Raw genomic sequence first — 23,663 nt, 5'->3', positions numbered from 1 at the left:
CACAGCCATCGAGGTGCGACCTCGAACACTCGTCGCCCAGAGTTCACCTTGGAGCCAGGGGTGGTTCATTTGGGGTGACGGAATCCGACGCGTACGGGGCGGACCGTGGCACCGTGGGGTTCGCAGCGCCGGTTCCACGGCCGGTACCGGCCCCCTGAACCCCCGAGAACCACGTACGAGAGGGAACCCTGATGCGGGACGCGTACCACGAGGAACTGGACTCGATCGGCGACGGTCTGGTGGAGATGGCCCGGCTGGTGGGGTCGGCGATCGGGCGCGCCACGACCGCCATCCTCGATGCCGATCTCAAGCTGGCCGAGAGCGTGATCGAGGCCGACAAGAAGGTCGACGAACTCCAGCACGACCTCGAGGCGCGGGCCATTGCGCTGCTCGCGCGCCAGCAGCCGGTGGCGACGGACCTGCGCATAGTCGTGACGTCGCTGCGCATGTCGGCCGACCTGGAACGCTCCGGCGACCTCGCCCAGCACGTGGCGAAGCTGGCCCGGCTGCGCTTCCCCGAGCGGGCGGTGCCGCAGGACCTGCACGCCACCATCCTGGAGATGGGGCAGCTCGCGCAGCGCCTGATGGCCAAGGCGGCCGAGGTGATCATCACGAAGGACGTCGACCTCGCGCTCCAGCTGGAGACCGACGACGACGCGATGGACCTGCTGCACCGCACCCTCTTCCAGCACCTGATCGACGACCGCTGGAAGCACGGCATCGAGACGGCCGTCGACGTGACGCTGCTCGGCCGCTACTACGAGCGCTTCGCCGACCACGCGGTGGCGGTCGCCAAGCGTGTCGTGTTCCTGGTGACGGGCGAACACGCGGACAACCTCCAGCAGGACCTGCCGACCGAGATCCAGCCGGTCACGGGGCCGGAGGAGGTATAGCCGGCCCGGCGGTGAGGGGGGCGGTCCGCTCCTCCGTGCTCCATGGGGCCGGGCCCGGAGGCGGCATGTTCCGTCCCGTTCCCCTCTCCGAGGCTCTCGAAGGGGTGCGCTCCGTCCCGTGACGCGTCCGCGACGCGGCACGGGAGGGGGCGTGCCACGCCTTCTCCGGGACGGGTCGGAGGCTCCCGGAAGCCTCCGTGCGCCGTTGATGCGCCCGCCCCCACGGGCATGAACTGGGCACAGGCGCTCCTGCCTCCAGGCCTCCAGGAGGAACCCATGGCCGAAGCCCCCAGCAAGCCCGACCCCACCCAGGAACGCCCGACCGAGCAACCCGCCGAGATCAAGAACCTGCTCCTGATCGCGGCGTGCGGCTGCGGTTCGGGCTGCGGCTGCGGCTGCCAGTCGGGCAGCCCCTGCCAGTGCGGCTGAGACGCCACGACGAGAGGGGGCCGGCCGCGGAAGACGCCGGGCCCCTCTCATCACGCCTCCTCCCTTCACGCCCCTGTTCTCTCCGTACCGGCTCGCGCCAGGACAACGGATCGTGCTGCTGACGGTCTTCCGTGAGACGAGGATGCGTGAAGCGGCGGAAGTCGAGCGTGCGCACCAGGCCCAGAAGGTCTGCGAGGCCGAGCATGGTCACGCCCGGCACACGTACGAACGGCGCAAGGAGAGCTGATGAATCACAGCACGTGGAGGACGCGCCGGGCTCGGCAGCTTGCGGGTGAGGCGGCGGAGTACGACCAGGAGTACGTCGACGCGCGGCTGGCGGGCGATCTCGGGCAGGCGGTCCACAACCGTCGGATCGAGCTCGGCCTGTCCCAGGCGGAGCTGGCGGAGCTGGCCGGGATGACTCAGCCCCAGGTCTCCCGGATGGAGGGCGGCGACACCGTGCCGACTCCCCCGCTGCTGCGGCGCTTGGCCAAGGCCCTGGAGGGCACGCTGAACCTCATCGACGAAGGCGACCCGCATGTCACCTTCACCCCGCACGCCGCTTGAGCCGCCGGCAGGCGGATCGTCGGCCACAAAGCCACGAATCCCGAAGGGCACCTACGAGATTCTGCGGGTGCCCTTCTTCTGTGCCCCCGGCAGGATTCGACCCTGCGACACCCTCTTTGGGAGTTCGATCCGTCGAATGCCCCTGCATGTCGTGGTAACCGAGGTTCTCCCGTTGCTCGGGAGGGGCTGGTGCCGGCTCGCTGGTTCAGACAGGCTGCGGCGCATGGACTGGATGCCCCTGCTCTCCACACTGACCGGTGCCGTCATCGGCATCGCAGCCACTCTGATCGCCGATCGCAACCGGTGGCGGCGGGAGGAGGCCAGGCACGCGCTGGAGGTACGACGCGAGGTGTACGCCGAGTTCGTTTGCGCCCTCAAAGCCGCAGGCGAAGAGATGCGCGCCGTCGCCTTGGGTGATCACCTGTCCGACTCGGCGCGTGATGCGGCCGTGCGGGAAGCCTTCCGTGGCACAGGCATCTACACGGCAAGTGAGCGTCTCTGGCTCGTGGGTCCGCCACAGGTCGTGACGTCAGGGAACGGAGCGTTTCACAGCTGGCGCACGATACGCGACGCCTATGCCCGGGGAGTGGCTGTCGGATCCGCCGAGGAGGCGCCCTTGACAGCACAGCGGCGTACGGCCATGGCTCACATGCGTCGTCTCATGCGTGAGGACCTGGGCATCGGTCCTCTCGGGATTGAGTGATCATCGCCAGTCCCCGGAGACGGTGCCGCTCACACCTGCTCTTCTCTCCCCGCCACAGACGCACCCAGGCTTCCATCCCGTCTGCCGTCGCCCCCGGCACCGTGGGGTGGGCGTGGTTCCTGACACTCAGGTGGAGCGTGCCACTGTACGAACGGCCTGGACGCCGAGACGGGTCTTCGCCGTCCAGGCCCGCAGGCCCGAGCGGTTCCGGGCCATGGTCGACCTGGGCGGCGGCTGCGGGCTGCGCCAGGGCGAGATACTCGGCGTCGCCGTCGACGCGATCGACCTCGCGTCGGACACGCTCCACGTGGTCCAGCAACTGAAGCTGAGCCGCGGCAAGGCCGTGTTCGCTCCGCCGAAGGGCGGCAAGCTGCGGGACGTGCCTCTCCCCGGGCCGGTCGCCGATGCCCTCCGGCCCCGCATGAAGCGGTTCCCGCCTGACGAGGTCACCTTGCCCCGGAAGGCGGCCGACAGGCCTCCGGTGAACAAGCAGCTGATCTTCACCGGGCCGCGCGGCGGTCACATGTGACGGACGTCCCTCGATGAGGAGCCATGACAGACGAGTACTTCTTGTTGGTGTGCGACGACGTGCCCCATGACGTGGTGCTCACCGACCCTGGTGCCCGCGTGATGGACGTCGTCCGGGTCGTGCGTCGGCTGACGGGACTGAGCCTGTGGCGCAGCAAGGTTCTGGCGACGCAGGTGCCCGCCGTCGTTCTCGCCTGCGTACCCGAGGAGGACGCGGCGGCAGCCGTCTCGGCCCTCCGCGATGCGGGAGCCCGGGCAGAGGCGAGAGAACAACCGGAGGCGGACTTCCCGAAGCACTGAGCACGGCCCGACCGGCTGACGGGCCAAAGAGGGCCCCGGCCCACCGAACAGGCCCCCTACCGGCGGGGAACCCGCAGGCAGGGGGCCTGTTCGTGCGTGCTTACTTCTTCTTGCCCTGGTTCTTGACCGCCTCGATGGCCGCTGCGGCCGCCTCGGGGTCGAGGTAGGTGCCGCCCGGGGTGAGCGGCTTGAAGTCGGCGTCCAGTTCGTAGGACAGGGGGATGCCCGTGGGGATGTTCAGGCCCGCGATGTCGGCGTCGGAGATGCCGTCCAGGTGCTTGACCAGGGCGCGCAGGCTGTTGCCGTGGGCGGCGACCAGGACCGTGCGGCCGGTGAGGAGGTCGGGGACGATGGCGTCGAACCAGTACGGGAGCATGCGGACGACGACGTCCTTCAGGCACTCCGTCCGGGGGCGCAGCTCCGGCGGCAGGGTCGCGTAGCGGGCGTCGTCGAACTGGGAGTACTCGGCGTCGCGGTCCAGCGGCGGGGGCGGGGTGTCGTAGGAGCGGCGCCAGAGCATGAACTGCTCCTCGCCGAACTCGGCGAGCGTCTGGGCCTTGTCCTTGCCCTGGAGGGCACCGTAGTGACGCTCGTTCAGGCGCCAGGAGCGGTGGACCGGGATCCAGTGGCGGTCGGCGGCCTCGAGGGCCAGCTGCGCGGTGCGGATCGCGCGCTTCTGGAGGGACGTGTGGACCACGTCGGGGAGCAGGCCGGCGTCCTTGAGCAGCTCACCGCCGCGGACCGCCTCCTTCTCGCCCTTCTCGTTGAGGTTGACGTCCACCCAGCCGGTGAACAGGTTCTTCGCGTTCCACTCGCTCTCGCCGTGGCGGAGGAGGATCAGCTTGTACGGTGCGTCGGCCATGGCTATGAGCGTAATCCAAGGTTTTGGGGGCCGGTGCCCCCGCCCGAGGAGCGGACAGCCGACGGACGGTTGACGGGATCTGTTAATCGAGTGGTCGCCGGAGCCGACCCCCTCGTAAGTTCTAGGCACCGCCTGCGCCACTTACACCCGGGGGATCCGTCATGTCGTCCGTCGTCTCCGTCAGATCCTTCCGACATGCCGCCCGGGAGACGGTCTCCGGGTTGCCCCGCGAGTTCTGGTGGCTGTGGACCAGCACCCTCGTGAACCGGCTCGGCGCCTTCGTCGCCACCTTCATGGCGCTGTATCTCACCCTCGACCGCGGCTACTCCGCCTCGTACGCCGGTCTCGTCGCCGCGCTGCACGGGCTGGGCGGGGTCGTCTCGTCCCTCGGCGGCGGTGTCATGGCCGACCGGCTGGGGCGGCGGCCCACGCTCCTCGTCGCGCAGACCGCCACCGCGCTGTCCGTGGCGGCTCTCGGCTTCGTGCACCACCCGCTCGCCATCGCCGGCGTCGCCTTCCTCGTCGGCATGGCCTCCAACGCCTCCCGGCCCGCCGTGCAGGCGATGATGGCCGACATCGTGCGGCCCGAGGACCGGGTCCGGGCGTTCTCCTTGAACTACTGGGCCATCAACCTCGGCTTCGCGATCTCGTCCATGGGCGCCGGGTTCATCGCCGAGTTCAGTTATCTGGCCGGTTTCCTGATCGAGGCCGGCATGACCCTGGCCTGCGCGATCGTCGTCTTCCTCAAGCTGCCCGAGTCACGGCCGGAACAGCGGGGCGCGGGCCGCGAGGGCGGCAAGGGTGCGCCGGAGGAGGCCGTCGGGCTGGGGACCGTGCTGCGCGACCGGCGGTTCATGGGGGTGGTCGGGCTGTCGTTCCTGGTCGCGTTCATCTTCCAGCAGGGCGCGATCGGCCTGCCGGTGGCCATGGGCGCGGCCGGCTTCACCCCGGCCGACTACGGCATGGCGATCGCCGTCAACGGGGTCCTGATCGTCGTCCTCCAGATCCCCGTCACCCGCTTCATCCAGCACCGCGATCCGGGCCGGCTGCTGGTGGTCTCGTCCGTGCTCGCGGGGTACGGCTTCGGCCTCACCGCCTTCGCGGGATCGGTCGGCGTGTTCGCGCTCACCGTCTGCGTGTGGACGCTTGCCGAGATCGTCAACGCGCCGACCCAGACCGGGCTCGTGGTCCGCCTCTCCCCCGTCCACGGACGCGGCCGCTACCAGGGCATGTACACCATGTCGTGGGCGGCGGCCGCGCTCGTCGCCCCGCTGATGTCCGGTGTGGTCATCGACCGGTACGGCGCGGAGTGGCTGTGGGGGCTGTGCGCGGTCGTCGGGACGGTGGCGGGTGTCGGGTACGCGGTGCTGATGCGGCGCCTGCCCGCGGAGGGGCTCGGGGAAGGGCTCGCGAAGGGGCCCGCGACCGGGCGCACGGCCGAGTCCGGGCCGCTGGCCGGCCGCACGGCCGGGCCCGAGGCCCTGACCGAGCGCACCGCCCGGCCCGCGGCCGGACGCGCCGCCAGGGCCGGGACCAAGCCCGGGGCCGGGACCGGAAGCGGGACGGGGACCGGAAGCGGGACCGGGGCCGCAACCGAGTGCCCCGCCGCGCCCCCGGCGGAAGCCACCACCACCGCCTGAGCGGCGCCCCTCTCCCGGCCCCGGCCCGCCCCGGCCGCCTCCCCTCACGGATGCATCCGTGCTCCCTTCAGCACCTTGTCCACCGCGTTCCGCGGCCCGTACACCGCCAGGCCCACCAGATCCAGCGCGTCCGTCGGCACGGCCCGTACCGCCGCGCGGTTGTCGCGGTCGTTGCCGGTGGTGAAGAGGTCGCCGGTGAACACCGCGCGCGGGAGGGACCGGGAGAGCACGCGCGCGTGGGCCGCCGTCAAGGTCTCCTTGGCGCCCTGGAAGACCAGCACGGGCTGGCGGAACATGGGCAGGTAGGGGACACCGTCCGCGTCCTCGTACGGCTCCCCGACGACCTCGGGCACCTCCGTGCCCAGGCCGCTGACCAGGAAGGCGGTGACGTTCAGGCGCTGCCAGGTCTCCAGGTCCTCGCGCAGCAGGACGGCGATCTTCGTGTCGAAGCGGAACGGTTCGGTGCTCATGCCGTGAGACTGCCGTCCGCCGCGCGGAGGCGTCTTGTACGTTCTTTGCATGGCCGTTTCCCGCCCGGCCCGGCGGCCGACCGCCGACGTCCGCGCCTGGCGCCCGCAGGTCCCGGGTGTCGTGGAGGTCCTCCACGCCCACTTCACCGGCTACGCCTATCCGATGCACGTGCACGAGGCGTGGACGCTGCTCATCGTCGACGACGGGGCCGTACGGTACGACCTCGACCGGCACGAGCACGGCACCCCGCACGACACCGTGTCGCTGCTGCCGCCGCACGTGCCGCACAACGGTGCCGCCGCCACCCCGGACGGCTTCCGCAAGCGGGTGCTGTACCTGGACGCGAGCGTGCTCGGCGAGGAGCTGATCGGGCCGGCCGTGGACGGGCCCGATCTGCGGGATCCGGTGCTGCGGCGGCGGGTGGGCCGGTTGCACGGCGCGCTGTCCCGGCCCGGCGACGAGCTGGAGGCCGACAGCCGGCTGACGTTCGTCGGCGAGCGGCTGCGCGGCCTGCTGCGGCCCGGCCGGGCCGTACGGCCGCCGTTCCGCGGCCCCGTGCTGGCGCGCCGGCTGCGGGAACTGCTCGACGCGCGCGTGCGGGAGGGGCTGACGCTGGACACGGCGGCCGGGCTGCTCCAGGCGCATCCGGCTCATCTGGTACGGGCGTTCAGCGGGGCGTACGGCATCGCGCCGCACCAGTACCTGACCGCCCGCCGGGTGGACCGGGCCCGCCGGCTGCTGCTCGACGGACTGCCGCCGGGCGAGGTCGCGGTGGCCGCGGGCTTCTACGACCAGGCTCATCTCACCCGGCACTTCCGCAGGTTGGTGGGGGTGCCACCGGGGCGGTACGGCTCCTCGGCCCCCCCGGCCTCAGCGGCGGCTACCTGACGTCGACGTGGTCGCCGGCCGCCGAGGCGCCGGCGGTCGTGGCCGCCTCGCCGAAGGTCCGGCGCCAGTAGCCGTCGGCGTTCGCGGCGACCGTGGTGCGCAGGTGGCCCGCCGAGTCGGCGTTGACGATCTTGACGGTCGAGGAGGTGCTGGTGCCCGCCCCGCGGCACCGGAGCTTCGCCGCCTTGCCGCCGTAGCCGACGTAGGCGTGCTTGACCCGGTCCGCGCGTGAGGCGGCCGGTGACGGTGGGTGCCTTGCCCTTGACGACCGGTTCGGGGGAGGCGTTGGCGGTGGCCTTCGCGGCGCGCTTGACCTGCGTGCCGCCGAGGCCCGTCAGGTGTTCCCGGCTCTCGAGGTGGTCGTCCGCCGTCCACACCATCGCGTTGAAGGCGACCTTCCAGGTGGTGGCGTCGCCGTTGGAGTCCAGGCGGTACGGCGGGTCGATGGAGAAGTCGCCCGTGCAGTTCGCGGCGCGCGCGCCGTCCTCGTCGCAGGCGATGACGCCCATCCAGATGCCGCCGCTGGTGAAGCCCTTGGCGGCGGTGGTGGGCGGTACAGGAAGGGATTCGCGTCGATCGTGGCGAGCGAGTGGCCCGCGGGCCAGGTCACCCGGAAGCTGACGCCGGGGCGTACCACCTGGGTGGTGCCGACGACGATGGGCTCGCCGCCGTTGACGACCACGGCGGACACCGTGATGCCGGTGTCCGCCGCCTCCGCGGCCGGTGCGGCCAACGCCGTCAGGGCGAGCGCTCCCGCGACCGCGGCACGGTGGTGGACCTGCCTGCGCGCATGCGCGACCTCGTTCTTCTCCGGGGGGTGTCAGGTCGCGGCAGGCTGACAACGGGTCAGAAGGGTGCTACTCGGAGGGCCGTTGCGTCAGGTTGCGGAACGCGTCCAGGTTGCGGGTGGACTCGCCGCGGGAGACGCGCCAGGCGTACTCCTTGCGGATCGCGGAGGCGAAACCCAGCTCCAGCAGGGTGTTGAAGGCGCCGTCGGCGGCCTCCAGGACCTGGCCGAGGAGCCGGTCGGTCTCCTCGGGGGTGACCGTGGCGAGGGGCAGGCGGGCGGTGACGTAGACGTCGCCGAGGGGGTCGACGGCGTAACCCACGCCGTACAGCTTGAGGTTGCGCTCCAGGAGCCAGCGGTGGACGCCCGCCTCGTTCTCGTCGGGGTGGCGGATGACGAAGGCGTTCAGCGACAGGGAGTGGCGGCCGACGATGAGGGAGACGGTCGTCCTCAGTTTGCGGGTGCCGGGGAGCTGGACGACGTAGCTGCCGGGACCGGGGCTCTCCCACTCCAGCTCGGCGTCCTTCAGGACGTCCTCGATGACCCGCGCGGCCGTCTTCTCGGCATCGCTCCTGCTGGCATCACTCATGCTGGCGTCACCCATGCTGGGAGCGTACGTGACGGCGGTGGGACTGTACGGCGGCCGTGTAGACGTCGGCGGTCGCGGCGGCAGCGGTGTCCCAGCCGAAGGACTGGGCGTGCCGGGCGGCTGCCGCGCCCATGCGGGCGGGCAGCTCGGGGTGGTCGGCGAGTTCGGCGAGCACGCGCGCGTAGCGGGCCGGTTCGTGGCCCCGCACCAGGAAACCGGTCTCGCCGTCGCGGACGGCCACCGGCAGCCCGCCGACCGAGGCCGCGAGCACCGGTGTGCCGGTGGCCTGCGCCTCTATGGCGACCAGCCCGAACGACTCGCTGTAGGACGGCACGACGAGCACGGACGCGGCCCGGAACCAGTCGGCGAGCTGGTCCTGTCCGACGGGCGGCCGGAACCGTACGACGTCGGAGATGCCGAGCCGCGCGGCCAGCTTCTGCAGGCCCTCCGGTTTGGCGAGGCCACTGCCGCTGGGGCCGCCGACGACCGGTACGACCATCTTGGACCGCAGGTCGGGACGCTGGTCGAGGAGGACGGCGACGGCGCGCAGCAGCACGTCGGGGGCCTTGAGGGGCTGGATGCGGCCGGCGAAGAGCGGGATCAGGGCGTCCGGCGGGAGGCCCAGGCGGGCGCGGGCGGCGGCCCGGCCGTCGGCCGGGCGGAAGCGGTCGAGGTTGACGCCGGGGTGGACGACGGCGATCTTGCCGGGGTCGGCGCCGTAGTGCCGGGCGAGTTCCCCCGCCTCCTCGGCCGTGTTGGCGATGAGCCGGTCGGCGGCGGCGACGATCTGCATCTCGCCGATGACGCGGGCGGCGGGCTCGGGGGTGTCGCCGGCGGCGAGGCTGGCGTTCTTGACCTTGGCCATGGTGTGCATGGCGTGCACCAGGGGCGTGCCCCAGCGCTGGGCGGCGAGCCAGCCGACGTGGCCGGAGAGCCAGTAGTGCGAGTGGACGAGGTCGTAGTGGCCGGGGCGGTGTCCGGCCCAGGCCTGCATCACGCCGTGCGTGAAGGCGCACAGCTGCGCGGGCAGCTCCTCCTTGGCGAGGCCCTCGTAGGGGCCGGCGTCGATGTGCCGGACGAGGACTCCGGGTGCCAGCTCGACGGTGGGCGGGAGGCCGCCGGTGGTGGCGCGGGTGAAGATCTCGACCTCGATGTTGATCGCGGCGAGGCGCTGCGCCAGCTCCACGATGTATACGTTCATGCCGCCGGCGTCGCCGGTGCCGGGCTGGTGGAGGGGCGAGGTGTGCACCGAGAGCATGGCGACACGCCGGGGGCGACGGTGCAGCCGCAGTCGTGAGGGTGCCGCCGAAGAGCGACGCCCGAGCCTGCTGACGTACTGGCTCACGTGGCGTTTCCTCCTTGCTGCGGGCATGCCGGACGGAGGGTGCGGGGCGCCCTCCAAGGGGTTGCAACGCCGGAGCGAGGCAGTCCCATTCCGTACGGATGTGCTGCCGGGTGGTTTTTGCCTGGCCGTTACCGTTTGTCGCTCAACCGTTCGAGAGCGGGAGGCGTCCGGGGTGCGGGCGGCCGGCGGGGCTTCCGCCGCCGGGTACCGCATACCCTCGTAGGCATGCCTCCCCGCACGCCGCCCCTCCCCCACTCTCGGCTTCGCTCGGGCGGGGGGACCCCCATCGTGGGCACGGTCACGCGCGGGACCACCAACCCCAACCGGCTGCGCCGCATGGACCGCTGGATCGCCGCGGTCCACGGCCCGGGGCTGCGCCGCGCCGACGATCCCGTGGCCGTCGACCTGGGCTACGGCGCCGCGCCCTGGACGGCCGTCGAGCTGCTGTCCCGGCTGCGTTCCGTGGCACCGCACACGCGCGTGGTGGGCGTCGAGATCGAACCGGCCCGGGTGACCGCGGCCAAGCCGTACGAGCGCGAGGGCCTCGTCTTCCGGCACGGCGGCTTCGAGGTCCCGGTGGCACGGCCTCCGCACCTCATCCGCGCCGCGAACGTGCTGCGCCAGTACGACGAGGACGAGGTCGCCGCGGTCTGGGAGCGGCTGCGCTCCCGGCTCGCCCCCGCCGACCCCGTGAGCGGGTGCCGGGGCGGGCTGCTCGTCGAGGGGACGTGCGACGAGATCGGGCGGCGGCACGTGTGGGTCGCGCTCGGGCCGGAGGGACCGCGCACGGTCACCTTCGCGACCCGGCTGGGATCCCTGGAGCGGCCCTCGGACCTCGCCGAACGGCTCCCGAAGGCGCTGATCCACCGCAACGTGCCCGGCGAACCCGTGCACGCCTTCCTGCGCGACTTCGACCGCGCCTGGGCCGCGGCCGCTCCCTACGCCTCCTACGGCGCCCGCCAGCGGTGGATCCGCACGGCGCGGGCCCTGACCGCCGACTGGCCGGTGACGGACGGGCCGGTGCGGTGGCGGCAGGGAGAGGTGACCGTGGCGTGGGAGGCGTTGGCGCCGCGCGGTTGACGCACAGGAGTCGCGACCGGGATCACGGCGGGGGTCACAGCGGGGATCGCGACGGGGTCCCCCGCGCGGCCCGTCCTCGCATCCGGGACGGATCCCGCACGGCGCCGGACGGAGCCCCCTCCCCGATGACGCCTCGTCAGCCTCCGACGACCCCGACCGCCCAGCCTCCGGCCCACCCCCAACCCGCCCCGGGAACGATCCCCGTGAGGCGTTCGTCACAAAAGCGGGGAGATCGTCATGCCGGAGTGAGACCGGAGGGAAGTACCGCCTCTGTCGTTTTCCGTCGTGGCGTGGCACGATCCCCCGGGCGACCGTAAGTTACTGACGGTAAATCAGCTTTGGGGGACGTTATGGGTACGGGCAAGCGCGGGCTGCTCGCGACGGCCGTGACCGTGGTGTGCGCGGTCACCGTCCTGGCGGTGCCGGGCACGGCGTTCGCGAGTCCGAGCCCCACCCCGGCACCGACGACCGCCCCCGACCTGACCCCGCCGCCCGCGACCAACGAGGATCTCGAGGCGGTCCGCGAGAAGCTCGACACCCTCTACCACGACGCCGCCGTCGCCACCGACGCCTACAACGCGGCCGAGGAGCAGGCGAAGAAGCAGTCCGCGGAGATGGTCGAACTGGCGAAGAAGATCGTCAAGGGCCGCGAGAAGCTGGCCGACCTGAAGAACCGCGCCGGTGCCGCGGCCCGCTCCCAGTACCGCGGCGGCGGTCTGCCCGACGAGGCACAGCTGCTGCTCAGCGACGATCCGGGCGAGTTCCTCGACGGTGCCGGCCGGGTGATCCAGGGTCAGCGCGCCACCGAGGGCCTGCTCGGCGAACTGACGCGCACCCAGGAGGATCTGGAGCAGTACGCCAAGGACGCCTCCGCCCAGTGGCAGAAGCTGGAGGCCAACCGCAAGGCCAGGGCCGCCGCCCAGAAGAAGATCGAGAAGCAGATCGCGGCGGCCGAGAAGCTCGAGTCGGAGCTGGAGGCGGAGGAGAAGGAGCGCCTCGCCCGCCTCCAGGAACAGGCCGCGCAGAGGGCGCAGACCGCCTGGCTGGACACCGGGGTACTCGACGGCGTCACCACCGGCAAGGGCACCGCGCAGGGCACGAAGGCCGTCCGGTACGCCACCGCGCAGATCGGCAAACCGTACGTGTGGGGCGCGGAGGGTCCGGACTCCTTCGACTGCTCCGGCCTGACCTCCCGGGCCTGGGCCGGCGCCGGCGTCGCCGTTCCGCGCACCTCGCAGGAGCAGTGGCGGCAGCTGAAGCGGGTCGCCGTGAAGGACATGCGCCCCGGCGACCTCGTCATCTACTTCGACGACGCCAGCCACGTCGGCATGTACGTCGGCGACGGCACGATCGTCCACGCCCCGCGCCCCGGCCGGACGGTCACCCTCGCGGGAGCGGGTTCGATGCCGATCCTCGGAGTGGTGCGGCCCGACGCGTAGAGCACCGGCCGGAGGGTGACGCGCGGGGGCATCGGGCGGAGCACCGGACGAGGCGTCCGGAAAGGCACCGGGCCGGACCCGAACGAGGCACCGGACGGGGCCCGGACGCGACACCGGGCGGTCACCCGAACCCCCGCCCCCCGCCCGCGTGACCGTGACCACGTGACCCAGGGCACGTCCCCCCGGCGCCAAACCCCTTACGGAAGTGACCTTCGTCATTCCCGCCCCCGTACCGGCCTGCCCAACTGCGGTACGGATCGCGGCATATGACAGTGGCCGGAGATCAAGCGACGTGCCGTACACCATTCCGCTGCGGCGCCTTCTGCCGCTATGGTCCCCGTCGGTGGGTCGAGGTCCCTCGTCCCCACCATGCCCTCGGGGGGAGGGAAGGAACCCGAAACGATGCCCGTACCCGTACCGCGGCAGAGAGCGATCCCGGCCGCGGAGTGTGGTCAGGCTCAGGCCGCGCCCGCAGGCGGGAGCCCCACCCCGGAGGTGGACCCGCGCACGGACGACCGGACCGACGATCGCGAGGAAGCGAAGGTCGAGCACAGCGCCGCACCCGGCGACGGCGTCCCGCACGGAGCGAGCCCCGGCCACACCAACCTCACACTGCTGCTCATCGAGGACGACCCCACGGCGGCCCCGATCGTGCCCGACCTGCTCGACTCGGCCGGCAAGCCGATCCGGGTGCGCACCGCCCGCAACCTCACCGAGGCCGGACGGCTGCTCACCGACGACGTCCACTGCATCCTGCTGGACCTCGCCCTGCCGGCACCCGGCCGCGCCGCCGACGACGAGCTGGCCGTGCTCCGGCACGTCCTGGAGCTGGCGCCCCGGCACGCCGTCCTCGCGCTCACCGCGTCCGGTGACGCCGAGCGCGGCGCGGAGGCGGTGCGCGTCGGCGCCCAGGACTACCTGTTCCGCGACGAGCTGGACGGGCGGCTGCTGAGCCGTGCCATCCGCTACGCCGTGGAGCGCAAGCGGTCGGACTCCGCCGAGCGGCGGCTCGCCGAGGGCAAGCTGCGCGCGCAGGAGAACGCCCGCCTGGAGCGCGGTCTGCTGCCCACGCCCCTGCTGGAGGGCTCCCCGCTGCGCTTCGCCGCCCGCTACCGCCCCGGCCGCTCACGCGCGCTGCTGGGCGGCGACTTCTACGACACCGTCCGCACCCCGGACGGCACCGTCCACGCGATGATCGGTGACGTCTGCGGGCACGGCCCGGACGAGGCGGCGCTCGGCGTGGAACTGCGGATCGCCTGGCGGGCGCTGACCCTGGCCGGACTGTGCGGCGACGAGCTGCTGAACACGCTGCAGCAGGTGCTGGAGCACGAGCGCGACGACGACGAGATCTTCGCGACGCTGTGCACGGTGGACATCGCGCCCGACGGCCGACGCGCCGGCCTGTGCCTGGCCGGGCACCCGGCGCCGCTGATCGCCCGCCCCGACCAGCCGGCCCGGCTGCTGCCGTACGACAACAACGGCCCGGCGCTCGGGCTGCTGCCGGGCGCCCGCTGGCCGCGCATGCAGGTCGAGCTGGGCGCGGAGTGGAGCCTGATGCTCTACACGGACGGGCTGATAGAGGGGCGCGTCGGCGACGGCCGGGAGCGGCTGGGCCAGGACGGCATGGTGGAGATGATCCGCCGCCAGCTCGCGGCGGGCCTGCGCGGCGAGGACCTGCTGCGGTCCGCGGTCAACGAGGTCCGCGACCTGAACGGCGGCGAGCTGACGGACGACGTGGCGGTGGTCCTGCTGGACCGGCTGCCGTAGCGCGGCCGGCACCTGCGGCAGGCGCTCACGGCAGGCCTTCACGGCGGGTACGGCCGGCCTTCACGGCAGGTGACGACGGGGCCGCCTAGCGTCCGCCGTTGTACGGCCCGTACGGTCCGTCGCTGCTGGAGCCGCCGCCCCGGCGGCTGCGGCCGCCGCCCGGCAGGGAGCGCAGGGCGGGCCGGACGTCGACCATGTACACGATGGTCGCGATCAGGCCGATGATCGGCAGGAACGACAGGATGGGAAAGATCAGGTTCACCACGAAGGCGATCCCGAGGATGATCATCCAGAACGGCTTGGTCTGCTTGTCGGCGGCCCGGAAGCCGTCCTCGCGGCGGGTCACCGCGTCGAACAGGGCGAAGCCGCTGAACACGATCAGGGCCAGGCTCAGCAGAGACATGAACCCTTCGAAACCTTCCATCAGCACTACGTCCACCACCCGGCTCGGCACGACATCGCTCGTCCTTACGCGGTCACCGTACCCGCAACCGCGCTCGCCCTACCCGGACAACGGGCCGGGCACTCCTCGAGTGCCCGGCCCGTCGCCGTCTCCGCACCGCGCGTCCGCCGCCGGTCTCACTTGGCCGGGGGCGTGGTCTTCTTCGCGGTGGTCTTGCGGGCGGCCGGGGCCTTCTTGACGGGGGCCTTCTTCGCCGCGGCGTCCACGTCGGCCATGGCGGCCGCGGCGGGCTTCGGCTCGTCCTTGACCGCGACCGGCCCGGACTTCGGCTCGGACTTCGGCTCGGTCACCGGCTCGTTCCTGCCCTCGACCACGATGGCCAGTTCCTCGATGTCCTCGGCGGCCTCGCCGCGCCAGGTCTTCACGGCCTGCTCGCCGTGCTCGGCGACCTTCTCGTAGGTCTCCCGGGCCTTGACGGCGTACTCGGCTGCGACGCCGACGCCGCGCAGCGCGATGTCCTGGGCGGACTCGCCGAGCTTCTTCAGGTCGGCGTCGAGCGTGGTGCCGAGCTTCTTGAGGTCGCCGTCGAGGGAGGCGACGAACTCGGTGACCTTCGCCTGGAAGGTCTCCTGCGCCTCCTTCGCCTTGGCGCCGGCCTCCTTGGCGCGGGCCGCGGCCCGCTCCTGGACGACCTTGGGGTCGGTGTTGCGGACCGCCTCGAAGCGGGCGGGCGCCTCGGTGCGCAGCTGCTCCACCAGGCCCGGAACCTTCTTCGCCTGCTTGAGTGCCAGGTCGGCGGTGCCGGCGGCGAAGTAGAACGGGGTGGGGTCGCTGAGGGTCTTGCGCAGGTCGTCGTTGATGGCCATGGTGATGGTCCTCCCGTATTCGCGTTCGTCGCGTTCGTCGATGTCGGTTGGTGCGGGTCCGCAGTCTGGCGGCCGGTCCCCTGGACCGGTCAACCGGCCGTCTGCTGCGGATCGGTGCCGGTGCCGCCGACCGTGCGGGTGCCCGGTACGGCGTCCTCACCGTGCTGGGCGTCCACCGCGCCGTCGCCGCCCGCGAACCCGTTCTCCTTGCGGAAGGACTCGTAGATCTGCAGCAGCACCTGCTTCTGCTGCCCGGTCAGCGTGGGATCGGCGAGGACGACGGCCCGCGTCTCGACGTCGTCCCGGTCGCGCTCGGCATCGAGGATGCCGGCCCGGACGTACAACGTCTCGGCGGAGATCCGCAGCGCCTTGGCGACCTGCTGCAGCACCTCCGCGCTCGGCTTGCGCAGCCCGCGCTCGATCTGGCTCAGGTACGGATTGGACACCCCGGCGGCGTCGGCGAGCTGCCGCAGCGAGAGCTGGGCGTTTCGCCGCTGCTCGCGCAGGTACTCACCGAGATTGCCGACGTTGAGCGATGCCATGCCTCCACAGTGCCCCACCTCCGCTAACAATTGCAAGCACTCGCTTGCAAAAGTGCGCCACGCCACGCCGGAGACCACCCGATCCGCTCAACGGCCGCCCGTTCCCGTCCCGGGCCCTCCCCTCCCCCGGCTGTCCGGCCGGACATCGTCACCGCGTGAGGCTCACCTGGGTTCGACTCGGCCGATCGGAGCGGGGTCGGCCGTCAGCGCCTCGCACGCGGCTCACCACCCGGCACCGCCCACGGGCAGGATGGCCGCATGGCCGACCACGAGACGTGGGGACGACGTGCGGGAGACCGCCCGGCCGCCGTACCGCGGATACGGGTCAGGGCCGCCGAAGGGGATCAGCGGGCCGTCCACGTCGAGGAAGAGCGGCATCGAAGGCCAGGTTCCCCCGCCTCACCCCTCCCAGGGAAGCCTTTCCGCGTGCACGACGTCCAGGCGGGAGACCGCCCGGGTCAGGACGACGTACAGGCGGTTCAGGCCGCGTCGTTCGGCCGCCGCGACGGCCGCGGGTTCGACGGCGACGACGTGGTCGTACTCCAGGCCCTTGACCAGGGTCGCCGGGACGACGGTCAGGCGGGGGTCGGTGTCGAGGCCGGCCGTGGTGAGGGCGTGGCGGATGCGGGCGGTGTCCGCGTCCGCGGTGACGACGCCGACGGAGCCCTCGTGCGTGAGGGCGTCGCGTACGGCCGATACGACCGCGGCGGTGAGGTCGCCGTCGGCCCGCCGGACGCGGAGTTCGCCGTCGCGGCGCAGGGAACGGGCGGGCGGTACGTCGGTGTCGAGGCGGGTCAGGAGGCGGTTGGCGAGGTCGAGGACCGCGCCGGGGACGCGGAAGCCGGTGGTCAGCGTGACCACGCTCGCGTCGGGCTTGCCGAGATGCGCGAGTTGGACGCGCCAGGAGCGCGCCGCCCACGGGGTGGTGCCCTGCGCCAGGTCGCCGAGGACGGTCAGGGAGCCGAACGGCACCCGGCGGGCGACGGCCCGGCACTCCATCGGGGACAGGTCCTGCGCCTCGTCGACGACGACATGGCCGTACCCCTGCGGCCGGGCCAGCAGGCCGGCCACCTCGTCGAGGAGGACGAGGTCGGCGGCCGACCAGCGCGCGGAGCGGTACGAGCGGGGCGGCCGGGGCCAGCGCAGGGCCTCCCGCTCGCCGGGGTCCAGCAGGCCGTCCGCGGCCCGCGCCAGTTCGGCCGGGTCGCCGAGGAGGGCGGCGACGACCTCCTCGGGCCGCACGGCGGGCCACACGGCGTCCAGGCGGGCGCGCACCGGACGGGACCGTTCGATGCGGCGCAGCCAGGAGGCCGGGCGCGGCCCGCCGTGCCGTTCGGCCCGTTCCAGCAGGCGCCGCGCGATCCGGCTGCGCACCCGCTCGCGCCCCACGTCGTACGGCGGCTCCTCCGCGAGCACGTCCGTCACGATCCGCTCGATCTCCGCGCCGGTGACCCGCAGGCGGGAGGAGCCGTCCGCCACGGTGAGGTCGTCCGCGGCGGCGGTCACCCTGCCGTAGAGGGCCCGGCGCAGCACCTGCGCCATGCGGGCGTCGTGCTTGACGGCGGCCGCCGGGGCGGGGTCCGTGCCGGTGACCGGGTGGCAGGCGATCTCGTCGGAGAGGGTGGACTGCCGTACGCCGGTCTCGCCGAGGGAGGGCAGCACCTCGGCGATGTAGGTGAGGAAGGTGCGGTGGGGCCCGAGGACGAGCAGTCCGCCCCGGCGGATCCGCCGCGGGTGGGTGTAGAGGAGGTAGGCGGCCCGGTGCAGGCCCACCGCCGTCTTGCCGGTGCCGGGGGCGCCCTGCACGCACACCGACGCGGACGGCTCGCCGCGGACCAGGTCGTCCTGCTCGGGCTGGATGGTGGCGGCGATGTCCCGCATCGGGCCGACGCGCGGCCGTTCGATCTCACGGGCGACGAGGTCGCTGTGCCGGGACTCACCGCGGCCGAGGTGTTCGTCCTCCAGGCCGGTGAGGTCGGCGGAGTCGCCCCGGCTGCCCGGTGCCCAGCCGAACCGGCGGCGGACGGCGACGCCCTGCGGGTCGCGGGCGCTCGCCTGGTAGAAGGCGCGGGAGACGGGCGCGCGCCAGTCGACGACGAGGGGCGGGACGGCCGGGTGCTCGCCGATGCGGACCCGGCCGATGTGGTGGGTGAGGCCGGCGTGTTCTCCGCCGGTCCGCTCGGCGAAGTCGAGCCGGCCGAAGAAGAGGGGGCCGTCGGGCAGTTCGCGCAGGGCCTTGGCCCGGCTGCGCAGCCGGTGTCCGAGGACCTCGGCGTCGGCACCGGAGGCGGAGACGTCCTCGCCGGTGACGACGTGGAGGTCGGCGCCCGCGCGCATCGCGGCGAGCGCGGCGCGGCAGGCGTCGTGGTGGGCGCGTTCCCGCAGGAGGGAGTCGGGGAGAGGGTCGGCCGGGTCCTCGGGGGCGGGGTCGGGTGACGTCATGCGGACGAGACTACCCGAATAACGTTACCGAGTTAAATTTATTACCGAGTTCCCCAGGTGTCCTCCGGGCCTCGGGTCAGCGCCGGAAGCCCCGCCTCCAGGGCGGCGAACGCCCGCTCCGCCGCCGCCAGCGCCACCGGCCGCACGTCGGCCACCGTCTCCCCCGCCTCGATCCGCCGCCAGTTGTCCTGGGCGAGGATCCGCCGGACGGCGACGATCTGCCCCGCCGCGAGCCGCGCGTCCAGATCGCCGCCGAGGACCTCCGCCAGCGCGGCCTCCGACCGCTCCAGGTAGGCGTGGAGACGTGCGACCAGGGCCGGGGTGCCGTAGAGCAGGGTGCAGAAGGAACGCACCTCGGGGTGGTCGTTGACGCCGGTGATCGGGTCGGACGCGGCGATCCCGGCGAGGAAGTTCCGGCGCAGGGCGGTCAGCGGAGCGACCCCCGCCACCCGCCCCGCGGCGACCGCCTCGGCCGCCTCCCGCTCGTGGTCGGCGAACCGGTGCAGGACGAGGTCCTCCTTCGCCGGGAAGTACCGGAACAGCGTCGGCTTGGAGATCTCGGCCGCGGCGGCGACCTCCGCGACGGACACCGCGTCGAAGCCCCGCTCGACGAAGAGCCGGACGGCGATGTCCGACACCGCCTGGTACATCCGCCGCCTCTTGCGCTCGCGCAGCCCCGTCTCGCTCATGGGCCGAGCCTACGACCGGACGGGGCGGGCCCACGACCGGACGGGGCGGGCCTTGACTCCGACTCGGGTCGAGGTCGGAGGCTGTCCACGCACGCGCACCGGCCCCACGGCGGGGAGCCGTCGTGCGAGCGGTGCAGGTGCGGGCGTTCGGCGGACCGGAGGTCCTGGAGACGGCCGGTCTTCCCCGCCCGGCCCCCGCGCCCGAGAAGGCGACGACAGGCCGGTCCTACGCCAGCGCCCGGGCCAGGAACGGGTTCGCCGTGGCCGGTACGGGCAGGCCCAGGGAGGCGGTCGCGGCGGCGAGGGTCTCGGCGTAGGAGTCGACGGCGCGGCGGACGTTGGGGGCGTCCAGGCCGGCGCCGGTCCGCAGCCGGTCGAGGTCGATGTAGGCCGAGCGGACGATCTCGATCCACCGGTAGACCTGCCAGTCGGCGCGCCAGTCCCTCGTGCAGGCGTCGGGCAGCCTGCGCTCCCAGCGCGAGAACATGCGTTCCCGGATCTCCGGCCTGGTCGGGGTCAGGTGCATGTGCCGGACCAGGTCGTACAGGGGGTCGCCGACGAGGGCCATCTCCCAGTCGATGAGGGTCAGCGCCAGCCGGTCGTCGCGCCGCACCAGGTTCCACGGGTTGAGGTCGCCGTGCAGCAGGGCGGGCTCGCGGCGGCTCAGCCGGTGCCGGGACAGGAGCTGCCGCAGCCGGGCGTCGTCGGGCAGACCGAGCGTCCGGGCGAGTTGGAGGGACTCCTTCGGCAGGCTGCGCACCAGGCCGACCAGCTGTTCGGTGAGCCACAGGTAGAAGTCGACCTGGTGGACGTCGGGCTCGACCAGGCCGCGGTCCACCTCGGTCAGCGCGCAGAGCTGGTCGACGAGGGCGTCCGCCTCGTGCGGGAGCAGCCCGTTGACCGGGTGGCGGGGCGGGCCGACGTAGGTGTGGATCGCGAACGGCTCGTTCGGGTAGCTCTCGCCCAGGGCGAGGACCCGGGGCGCGGCGACCTCCACCCGGGACCGCTGGATGGCCTCCAGGACGGTGTGCTCGCTCAGGTAGCTGGGCTCGCGCCGTGTGACGCCGGGCAGCTTGCGCCGTACGACGACGGGGGTGCCCAGGTTCCCCGCCCAGACCACCGAGTTGAGGTGGGCGGTGCCCTTGAAGACGCGGTCGGCCGGGGCGGCGCCCTCGGCCAGCAGTGCCTCGCGGACCGCGGACGCCGGGAAGGCGTCGCGCTCGGGCAGGCGCGGGTCCGGCCGCCAGTCGTAGGCCTTCGCCGCCCAGGACCGGCCGCTGACGTCGCCGCGCGACGCCAGCCACCGGAAGAGGGCACCCTCGATCTCCCCGCGGCCGGGCACGCTGCGCAGCCGCAGCGGTTCCGCCGCCGCCTCCAGGGCCCGGCCCACCTCCGCCGTCACCTCGTCCAGGCTCTGCTGGGTGAAGGTGCCCTGGACCGCTCGTGCGGCCCGCATGACGTCCGGGTAGACCGACTGCGCCCGTTCGAAGTCGAGGTAGTGCCGCAGGTCCTTGGCGAGGCCGTTGACCGCGGCCGGGCGGTAGCGGCCCATGGCGCGCGCCCACGCCTCCACCACCTCCGGCCACTGGTTGTCCGGGTAGCGCATCCGCACCAGGTGGGTGGCGAGTTCGTGCAGGGGGTCGCCGTAGGTGGCCAGTTCCCAGTCGACGCAGACGAGCGGCGGGGAGCCGTCGTAGGACATGATCAGGTTGTCCCGGTGCAGGTCGGCGTGGAGCAGGCTGTACGGCCGCCGCGCCATCGGGGGGATCCGGTCGGCGAGGGCCGACAGGGCGTCCTCGGGGATGCCGAGGGCCTTGAAGAGGCCGCCGAACCGCTCCCGGTTGGGGCGGCGGATCTGCCGGTCGGCGAGGCGGGCGAGGGACTTCAGGAAGCCCTGGCTGTCGGTGTGGTTGCCGGGCCAGTCGGCCGGCAGGGGCGGCAGCGCGGCCCGGCGCACCTCGGTCATCCGGCACAGCAGCTCGGCCAGCGCCTCTATCAGCAGGGCGTCGACGGGCTTGCCGTTCCCGCAGACGGCGGAGAGCGGAACGCCCTCCACATAGCTGTGGAGGGCGAAGCCCGGCCGTCTGACCAGGCATTCGGGCACGTGGGGCAGGACCTCGTGGACCGCGTCGAGGACCGCGGCCTCGTCCCGCCAGGTCCTGATCACCACCGGCAGCGCGTCGGCGCGGGGGATCCGCACGGTCACCGGTGTCCCGGCCGGCCGGCCCAGCAGCGCCGCCACGTCCTCCGTCAGGGGCAGCACGTGGTTCCGGTTGTGGTGCCCGCTGGTCGCGGGAGTGGACTCGGCGACCGCGACGAAACGCTGGAACAGGGCGTCGGACGGGTCACCGGCGGGTCGAACCCCGAGCAGGTCACGGGGAACGAGGGGCTCGACCACTGGCCGCTCCGGTTGCTCACACTCGATCGGATGGGTAAGGCAAACGGTAAGTGCCGCCACGGGCGCCGAACGAACGGGAGCGGCGGCGAAGTGGCCGAACGGGTGGTCCGGACCCTCGTCCGCGCCGGATCGTCCGGGACAGGCCTGTTCGCCGTCTCGTACGGATCGCCGGTCCGTAGGGATCACCGGCCCGACGGATCACCAGGAGCGCCGTCTCTACGGATGGGTGAGAGGGATTCCCCGCGCGGTCCGGGCATGCTAGCGCACGCCCGCGGCCTACTCGGCGATGTACTTCCACACCGAGTCGGACCAGGCCTGCCGGCTGTCGACGAAGACCGAGCCGGGCGACTCGGCGTTCTCGTCCCTCACGCCGTCGTGCTGGTGGTGATGACGACTCAGGCGTGACGTCTGACCGCGGCCAGCACCGGCTCCAGCGAGTCCACCACGTGGGTCGCGCCCGCGTCCCTGAGCAGTTCCTCCTTCTTCTTGTTGCGCGCGTAGCCGAGGAAGGGGACACCGGCCCGCCGGGCGGCGAGGCAGTCCGACGGGGTGTCGCCGATCATCAGCGCGGCGGACGGCGCCGCGCCCACGGCGCGCAGGGCCCGGTTCAGACAGTCCGGGTCGGGCTTGAGGAGGTGCAGGTCCCGGGTGCGGCCGTAGACGTGGGGGGCGAAGCAGGAGGTGAGGCCGCGGCTCGTCAGGTACGTGGTGACGACGCGCGGCGAGTTGTTCGTCGTGACGGCCAGCCGGCGGCCCACCGCCGCCAGTGTGCGGATCAGCGGGTCGGCCCAGGCCGTGGGCATCGCCGAGGCGGCGGCCCTCAGTTCCTCCTGGGTGAGGCGCTCCTCCAGCTCCGCGACCAGGTCGCTGCCGGGGTGGCGCAGGTCCACGGCGCGCAGCACGGCGTGGGGGTCGGGAGACTCCCGCTCGCTCTCCGTGAGCAGGCCGCGCAGGCCCTGCCCCTCCAGCCACTCCACCAGGCCGACGGCCACCCGCTCCGCCGAGTGCCCGGCGAACAGCCGGCAGACCGGCCCGTCGAAGTCCCACAGGACCACGCGGGCGGGCGCGAGCAGTGCGTCCAGCGCCGGCTTCCTGTCGTTCTCGGTCTCGGATGCCACCTGTTCGGTCCGCGTCGTATCAGAAGTCACTAGGAGAGTGTCAGGTCCGACGTGATGGTTTCCCAGAGGGCGTCGAACCACTTCTGGGATTCGTCCACGAAGGTGGCCTCGCGCGCACCGGTCGCCTTCTCGAAGGAGAACAGCAGCGACTCGGTGCCCAGCACGTCGTACATGTCGAGCACCCCGGTCTCCGTCGGCTCCTCCCGGCGCGTCACCATGTAGTACGCCAGCAGCGCCTCCTGTCCGTTGAGCAGGTACAGCTTCACCGGCGGGGTGAAGGGCAGCGCCCGGAAGGACACGCTCACGTCGATGCCGTGCGAGCGCAGCGTGAGCAGGTTGTGGCGCAGGACGTGCCCCTGGGCGTTGCGCATGGCCAGCCAGCGCTCGTGGACGGGGTCGCCGCTTCCGCTCGCGTCCACCGGGACCGGGAAGGCGAGGTTGATGTCGCGGGACGGCAGCAGGATGCGGACGTCGATCTTCCGCGGCCGGAGGCTGCCGCCGTGGATCAGCCGGAGGGGTTCGCCGAGGGCCGGGATGAGGCTCTCGGCGGTGAGGCAGGCGGCGTCGACGCGGACGTGCGGGGCGGCGAAGGCCGCGGTCAGCCGGGGGGCCAGGGCCACCATGGTGGGCTGGGGTTCCTCCCGGGCCGGCGCCTGCTCCGCGATGCGCGGCGGGCTGCCCTTGCTCACGTTGGTGAGGAGGCCGTCGTCCTGGAGCGCGCGCAGGGCCTGGCGGACGGTACCGCGCTCCACGCCGAACTCGTCGGCGAGTTCGGCCTGTGTGGGCAGCCGGTCGCCGGCCTTGAGGTCCCCGACGCGGATGCGTTCGCGCAGGACGTCGGCGATCTCCTGGGGCGAGAGCCTGCGGCTGCCGTTCACCGCCACGTTCGCTGCCACGTTCTCCTGGGTCACGACCAA

The 23,663-nt window shown here is 72.9% G+C and carries 26 protein-coding genes and 1 pseudogene; 13 read left to right on the top strand and 14 right to left on the bottom strand.

Annotation, left to right across the window (positions count from 1 at the left end):
- The first annotated feature begins 191 nt into the window (after positions 1-191).
- From phoU to ACGFQC_RS15275, 7 genes and pseudogenes are all read left to right on the top strand, one after another.
- A complete protein-coding gene (gene phoU / locus ACGFQC_RS15305; protein ID WP_363086840.1) occupies positions 192-893 on the top strand; it encodes a phosphate signaling complex protein PhoU in 702 nt (233 codons plus the stop codon).
- Between the two features lie 276 nt (positions 894-1,169).
- Positions 1,170-1,322: a hypothetical protein gene (locus tag ACGFQC_RS15300; RefSeq protein WP_363086841.1), complete on the top strand. Its 153-nt coding sequence runs from the start codon at positions 1,170-1,172 to the stop codon at positions 1,320-1,322.
- 112 nt (positions 1,323-1,434) lie between these two features.
- On the top strand, positions 1,435-1,569 hold the full coding sequence (locus tag ACGFQC_RS15295) for a DNA-binding protein (protein WP_393288249.1): 135 nt from the start codon (positions 1,435-1,437) through the stop codon (positions 1,567-1,569).
- Entirely contained in the window at positions 1,569-1,889 is a 321-nt protein-coding gene (locus ACGFQC_RS15290) for a helix-turn-helix transcriptional regulator (RefSeq protein ID WP_363086842.1), read from the top strand. The genes ACGFQC_RS15295 and ACGFQC_RS15290 overlap by 1 nt, the downstream gene beginning before the upstream one ends.
- 223 nt (positions 1,890-2,112) lie before the next feature.
- On the top strand, positions 2,113-2,592 hold the full coding sequence (locus ACGFQC_RS15285; protein WP_363086843.1) for a hypothetical protein: 480 nt from the start codon (positions 2,113-2,115) through the stop codon (positions 2,590-2,592).
- A 157-nt stretch (positions 2,593-2,749) separates the two neighbouring features.
- Positions 2,750-3,118 (top strand): annotated as a pseudogene (locus tag ACGFQC_RS15280) (site-specific integrase); the annotation flags it as partial.
- Positions 3,119-3,144: 26 nt separating this feature from the next.
- Positions 3,145-3,420: a ribosomal protein L7/L12 gene (locus tag ACGFQC_RS15275; RefSeq protein ID WP_363086844.1), complete on the top strand. Its 276-nt coding sequence runs from the start codon at positions 3,145-3,147 to the stop codon at positions 3,418-3,420.
- Positions 3,421-3,520: 100 nt separating this feature from the next.
- On the opposite strand, the gene ACGFQC_RS15270 is transcribed toward ACGFQC_RS15275, so the two are convergent.
- Positions 3,521-4,282 (bottom strand): phosphoglyceromutase, encoded by a 762-nt coding sequence (locus ACGFQC_RS15270; protein WP_363086845.1) that lies wholly within the window; start codon positions 4,280-4,282, stop codon positions 3,521-3,523.
- Between the two features lie 161 nt (positions 4,283-4,443).
- Between ACGFQC_RS15270 and ACGFQC_RS15265 the strand changes: the two genes are divergently transcribed.
- Positions 4,444-5,922: an MFS transporter gene (locus tag ACGFQC_RS15265; protein ID WP_363086846.1), complete on the top strand. Its 1,479-nt coding sequence runs from the start codon at positions 4,444-4,446 to the stop codon at positions 5,920-5,922.
- Positions 5,923-5,966: 44 nt separating this feature from the next.
- Here the strand turns inward: ACGFQC_RS15265 and ACGFQC_RS15260 are convergent, their stop codons facing one another.
- Positions 5,967-6,443, bottom strand: a complete 477-nt coding sequence (locus ACGFQC_RS15260; RefSeq protein ID WP_393288247.1) for a DUF2000 family protein — start codon at positions 6,441-6,443, stop codon at positions 5,967-5,969.
- Between ACGFQC_RS15260 and ACGFQC_RS15255 the strand changes: the two genes are divergently transcribed.
- Entirely contained in the window at positions 6,442-7,281 is an 840-nt protein-coding gene (locus tag ACGFQC_RS15255; protein WP_363086848.1) for an AraC family transcriptional regulator, read from the top strand. The two genes, ACGFQC_RS15260 and ACGFQC_RS15255, sit on opposite strands and share 2 nt — an antisense overlap.
- On the opposite strand, the gene ACGFQC_RS15250 is transcribed toward ACGFQC_RS15255, so the two are convergent.
- The gene (locus ACGFQC_RS15250) at positions 7,191-7,790 is read right to left on the bottom strand and encodes a hypothetical protein (RefSeq protein ID WP_393288245.1); all 600 of its coding nucleotides are present in this window, start codon (positions 7,788-7,790) and stop codon (positions 7,191-7,193) included. The two genes, ACGFQC_RS15255 and ACGFQC_RS15250, sit on opposite strands and share 91 nt — an antisense overlap.
- A gap of 69 nt (positions 7,791-7,859) precedes the next feature.
- Here ACGFQC_RS15250 and ACGFQC_RS15245 point away from each other — a divergent pair, with 69 nt between their 5' ends.
- Complete coding sequence (locus ACGFQC_RS15245; protein WP_363086849.1) at positions 7,860-8,120, top strand: hypothetical protein; 261 nt, start codon at positions 7,860-7,862, stop codon at positions 8,118-8,120.
- Between the two features lie 18 nt (positions 8,121-8,138).
- Here the strand turns inward: ACGFQC_RS15245 and ACGFQC_RS15240 are convergent, their stop codons facing one another.
- The gene (locus ACGFQC_RS15240) at positions 8,139-8,672 is read right to left on the bottom strand and encodes a YbjN domain-containing protein (protein ID WP_393288243.1); all 534 of its coding nucleotides are present in this window, start codon (positions 8,670-8,672) and stop codon (positions 8,139-8,141) included.
- Entirely contained in the window at positions 8,665-10,002 is a 1,338-nt protein-coding gene (gene mshA, locus ACGFQC_RS15235; protein ID WP_363086850.1) for a D-inositol-3-phosphate glycosyltransferase, read from the bottom strand. The genes ACGFQC_RS15240 and mshA overlap by 8 nt, the downstream gene beginning before the upstream one ends.
- Positions 10,003-10,290: 288 nt before the next feature.
- On the opposite strand from mshA, the gene ACGFQC_RS15230 reads away from it, so the two are divergent.
- The 3 genes from ACGFQC_RS15230 to ACGFQC_RS15220 all read left to right on the top strand — a co-directional run bounded on the left by ACGFQC_RS15230 (position 10,291) and on the right by ACGFQC_RS15220 (position 14,288).
- On the top strand, positions 10,291-11,082 hold the full coding sequence (locus ACGFQC_RS15230) for a class I SAM-dependent methyltransferase (RefSeq protein ID WP_363086851.1): 792 nt from the start codon (positions 10,291-10,293) through the stop codon (positions 11,080-11,082).
- Between the two features lie 350 nt (positions 11,083-11,432).
- Positions 11,433-12,521 (top strand): NlpC/P60 family protein, encoded by a 1,089-nt coding sequence (locus tag ACGFQC_RS15225; RefSeq protein ID WP_363086852.1) that lies wholly within the window; start codon positions 11,433-11,435, stop codon positions 12,519-12,521.
- A gap of 402 nt (positions 12,522-12,923) precedes the next feature.
- Complete coding sequence (locus tag ACGFQC_RS15220) at positions 12,924-14,288, top strand: fused response regulator/phosphatase (RefSeq protein ID WP_363086853.1); 1,365 nt, start codon at positions 12,924-12,926, stop codon at positions 14,286-14,288.
- Positions 14,289-14,373: 85 nt separating this feature from the next.
- Here the strand turns inward: ACGFQC_RS15220 and ACGFQC_RS15215 are convergent, their stop codons facing one another.
- The 9 genes from ACGFQC_RS15215 to ACGFQC_RS15175 all read right to left on the bottom strand — a co-directional run bounded on the left by ACGFQC_RS15215 (position 14,374) and on the right by ACGFQC_RS15175 (position 23,663).
- A complete protein-coding gene (locus ACGFQC_RS15215) occupies positions 14,374-14,712 on the bottom strand; it encodes a DUF2516 family protein (protein WP_363086854.1) in 339 nt (112 codons plus the stop codon).
- A 155-nt stretch (positions 14,713-14,867) separates the two neighbouring features.
- On the bottom strand, positions 14,868-15,557 hold the full coding sequence (locus ACGFQC_RS15210) for a hypothetical protein (RefSeq protein WP_363086855.1): 690 nt from the start codon (positions 15,555-15,557) through the stop codon (positions 14,868-14,870).
- Between the two features lie 89 nt (positions 15,558-15,646).
- A complete protein-coding gene (locus ACGFQC_RS15205; RefSeq protein WP_363086856.1) occupies positions 15,647-16,099 on the bottom strand; it encodes a helix-turn-helix transcriptional regulator in 453 nt (150 codons plus the stop codon).
- A 222-nt stretch (positions 16,100-16,321) separates the two neighbouring features.
- Positions 16,322-16,477 carry a hypothetical protein gene (locus ACGFQC_RS15200; protein ID WP_363086857.1) on the bottom strand — a complete coding sequence of 52 codons (156 nt, stop codon included), beginning with the start codon at positions 16,475-16,477 and terminating at the stop codon, positions 16,322-16,324.
- Positions 16,478-16,498: 21 nt separating this feature from the next.
- Complete coding sequence (locus ACGFQC_RS15195) at positions 16,499-18,541, bottom strand: AAA family ATPase (protein WP_363086858.1); 2,043 nt, start codon at positions 18,539-18,541, stop codon at positions 16,499-16,501.
- A gap of 41 nt (positions 18,542-18,582) precedes the next feature.
- Complete coding sequence (locus tag ACGFQC_RS15190) at positions 18,583-19,230, bottom strand: TetR family transcriptional regulator (RefSeq protein WP_363086859.1); 648 nt, start codon at positions 19,228-19,230, stop codon at positions 18,583-18,585.
- Between the two features lie 226 nt (positions 19,231-19,456).
- On the bottom strand, positions 19,457-21,628 hold the full coding sequence (locus ACGFQC_RS15185; protein WP_393288239.1) for a phosphotransferase family protein: 2,172 nt from the start codon (positions 21,626-21,628) through the stop codon (positions 19,457-19,459).
- Between the two features lie 395 nt (positions 21,629-22,023).
- On the bottom strand, positions 22,024-22,776 hold the full coding sequence (locus ACGFQC_RS15180) for an HAD family hydrolase (RefSeq protein ID WP_393288238.1): 753 nt from the start codon (positions 22,774-22,776) through the stop codon (positions 22,024-22,026).
- Positions 22,776-23,663, bottom strand: a complete 888-nt coding sequence (locus ACGFQC_RS15175; RefSeq protein WP_363086935.1) for a GntR family transcriptional regulator — start codon at positions 23,661-23,663, stop codon at positions 22,776-22,778. Before ACGFQC_RS15175 ends, ACGFQC_RS15180 begins: the two co-directional genes overlap by 1 nt.

The sequence above is a fragment of the Streptomyces sp. NPDC048734 genome (assembly GCF_043198675.1).
Taxonomy (GTDB): domain Bacteria; phylum Actinomycetota; class Actinomycetes; order Streptomycetales; family Streptomycetaceae; genus Streptomyces.
The sequence above is the reverse complement of the archived record's forward strand: the minus strand, read 5'-3'. Positions and strand labels throughout refer to the sequence as shown.

Excerpts from the sequence above, each read along its gene's own strand:
- phoU (WP_363086840.1), top strand. The coding sequence starts at position 192 with ATGCGGGACGCGTACCACGAGGAACTGGACTCGATCGGCGACGGTCTG.
- ACGFQC_RS15300 (WP_363086841.1), top strand. The coding sequence starts at position 1,170 with ATGGCCGAAGCCCCCAGCAAGCCCGACCCCACCCAGGAACGCCCGACC.
- ACGFQC_RS15290 (WP_363086842.1), top strand. The coding sequence starts at position 1,569 with ATGAATCACAGCACGTGGAGGACGCGCCGGGCTCGGCAGCTTGCGGGT.
- ACGFQC_RS15285 (WP_363086843.1), top strand. The coding sequence starts at position 2,113 with ATGGACTGGATGCCCCTGCTCTCCACACTGACCGGTGCCGTCATCGGC.
- ACGFQC_RS15275 (WP_363086844.1), top strand. The coding sequence starts at position 3,145 with ATGACAGACGAGTACTTCTTGTTGGTGTGCGACGACGTGCCCCATGAC.
- ACGFQC_RS15270 (WP_363086845.1), bottom strand. The coding sequence starts at position 4,282 with ATGGCCGACGCACCGTACAAGCTGATCCTCCTCCGCCACGGCGAGAGC.
- ACGFQC_RS15265 (WP_363086846.1), top strand. The coding sequence starts at position 4,444 with ATGTCGTCCGTCGTCTCCGTCAGATCCTTCCGACATGCCGCCCGGGAG.
- ACGFQC_RS15255 (WP_363086848.1), top strand. The coding sequence starts at position 6,442 with ATGGCCGTTTCCCGCCCGGCCCGGCGGCCGACCGCCGACGTCCGCGCC.
- ACGFQC_RS15260 (WP_393288247.1), bottom strand. The coding sequence starts at position 6,443 with ATGCAAAGAACGTACAAGACGCCTCCGCGCGGCGGACGGCAGTCTCAC.
- ACGFQC_RS15250 (WP_393288245.1), bottom strand. The coding sequence starts at position 7,790 with ATGGGCGTCATCGCCTGCGACGAGGACGGCGCGCGCGCCGCGAACTGC.
- ACGFQC_RS15240 (WP_393288243.1), bottom strand. The coding sequence starts at position 8,672 with ATGGGTGACGCCAGCATGAGTGATGCCAGCAGGAGCGATGCCGAGAAG.
- ACGFQC_RS15225 (WP_363086852.1), top strand. The coding sequence starts at position 11,433 with ATGGGTACGGGCAAGCGCGGGCTGCTCGCGACGGCCGTGACCGTGGTG.
- ACGFQC_RS15220 (WP_363086853.1), top strand. The coding sequence starts at position 12,924 with ATGCCCGTACCCGTACCGCGGCAGAGAGCGATCCCGGCCGCGGAGTGT.
- ACGFQC_RS15215 (WP_363086854.1), bottom strand. The coding sequence starts at position 14,712 with ATGGAAGGTTTCGAAGGGTTCATGTCTCTGCTGAGCCTGGCCCTGATC.
- ACGFQC_RS15210 (WP_363086855.1), bottom strand. The coding sequence starts at position 15,557 with ATGGCCATCAACGACGACCTGCGCAAGACCCTCAGCGACCCCACCCCG.
- ACGFQC_RS15205 (WP_363086856.1), bottom strand. The coding sequence starts at position 16,099 with ATGGCATCGCTCAACGTCGGCAATCTCGGTGAGTACCTGCGCGAGCAG.
- ACGFQC_RS15200 (WP_363086857.1), bottom strand. The coding sequence starts at position 16,477 with ATGCCGCTCTTCCTCGACGTGGACGGCCCGCTGATCCCCTTCGGCGGC.
- ACGFQC_RS15195 (WP_363086858.1), bottom strand. The coding sequence starts at position 18,541 with ATGACGTCACCCGACCCCGCCCCCGAGGACCCGGCCGACCCTCTCCCC.
- ACGFQC_RS15190 (WP_363086859.1), bottom strand. The coding sequence starts at position 19,230 with ATGAGCGAGACGGGGCTGCGCGAGCGCAAGAGGCGGCGGATGTACCAG.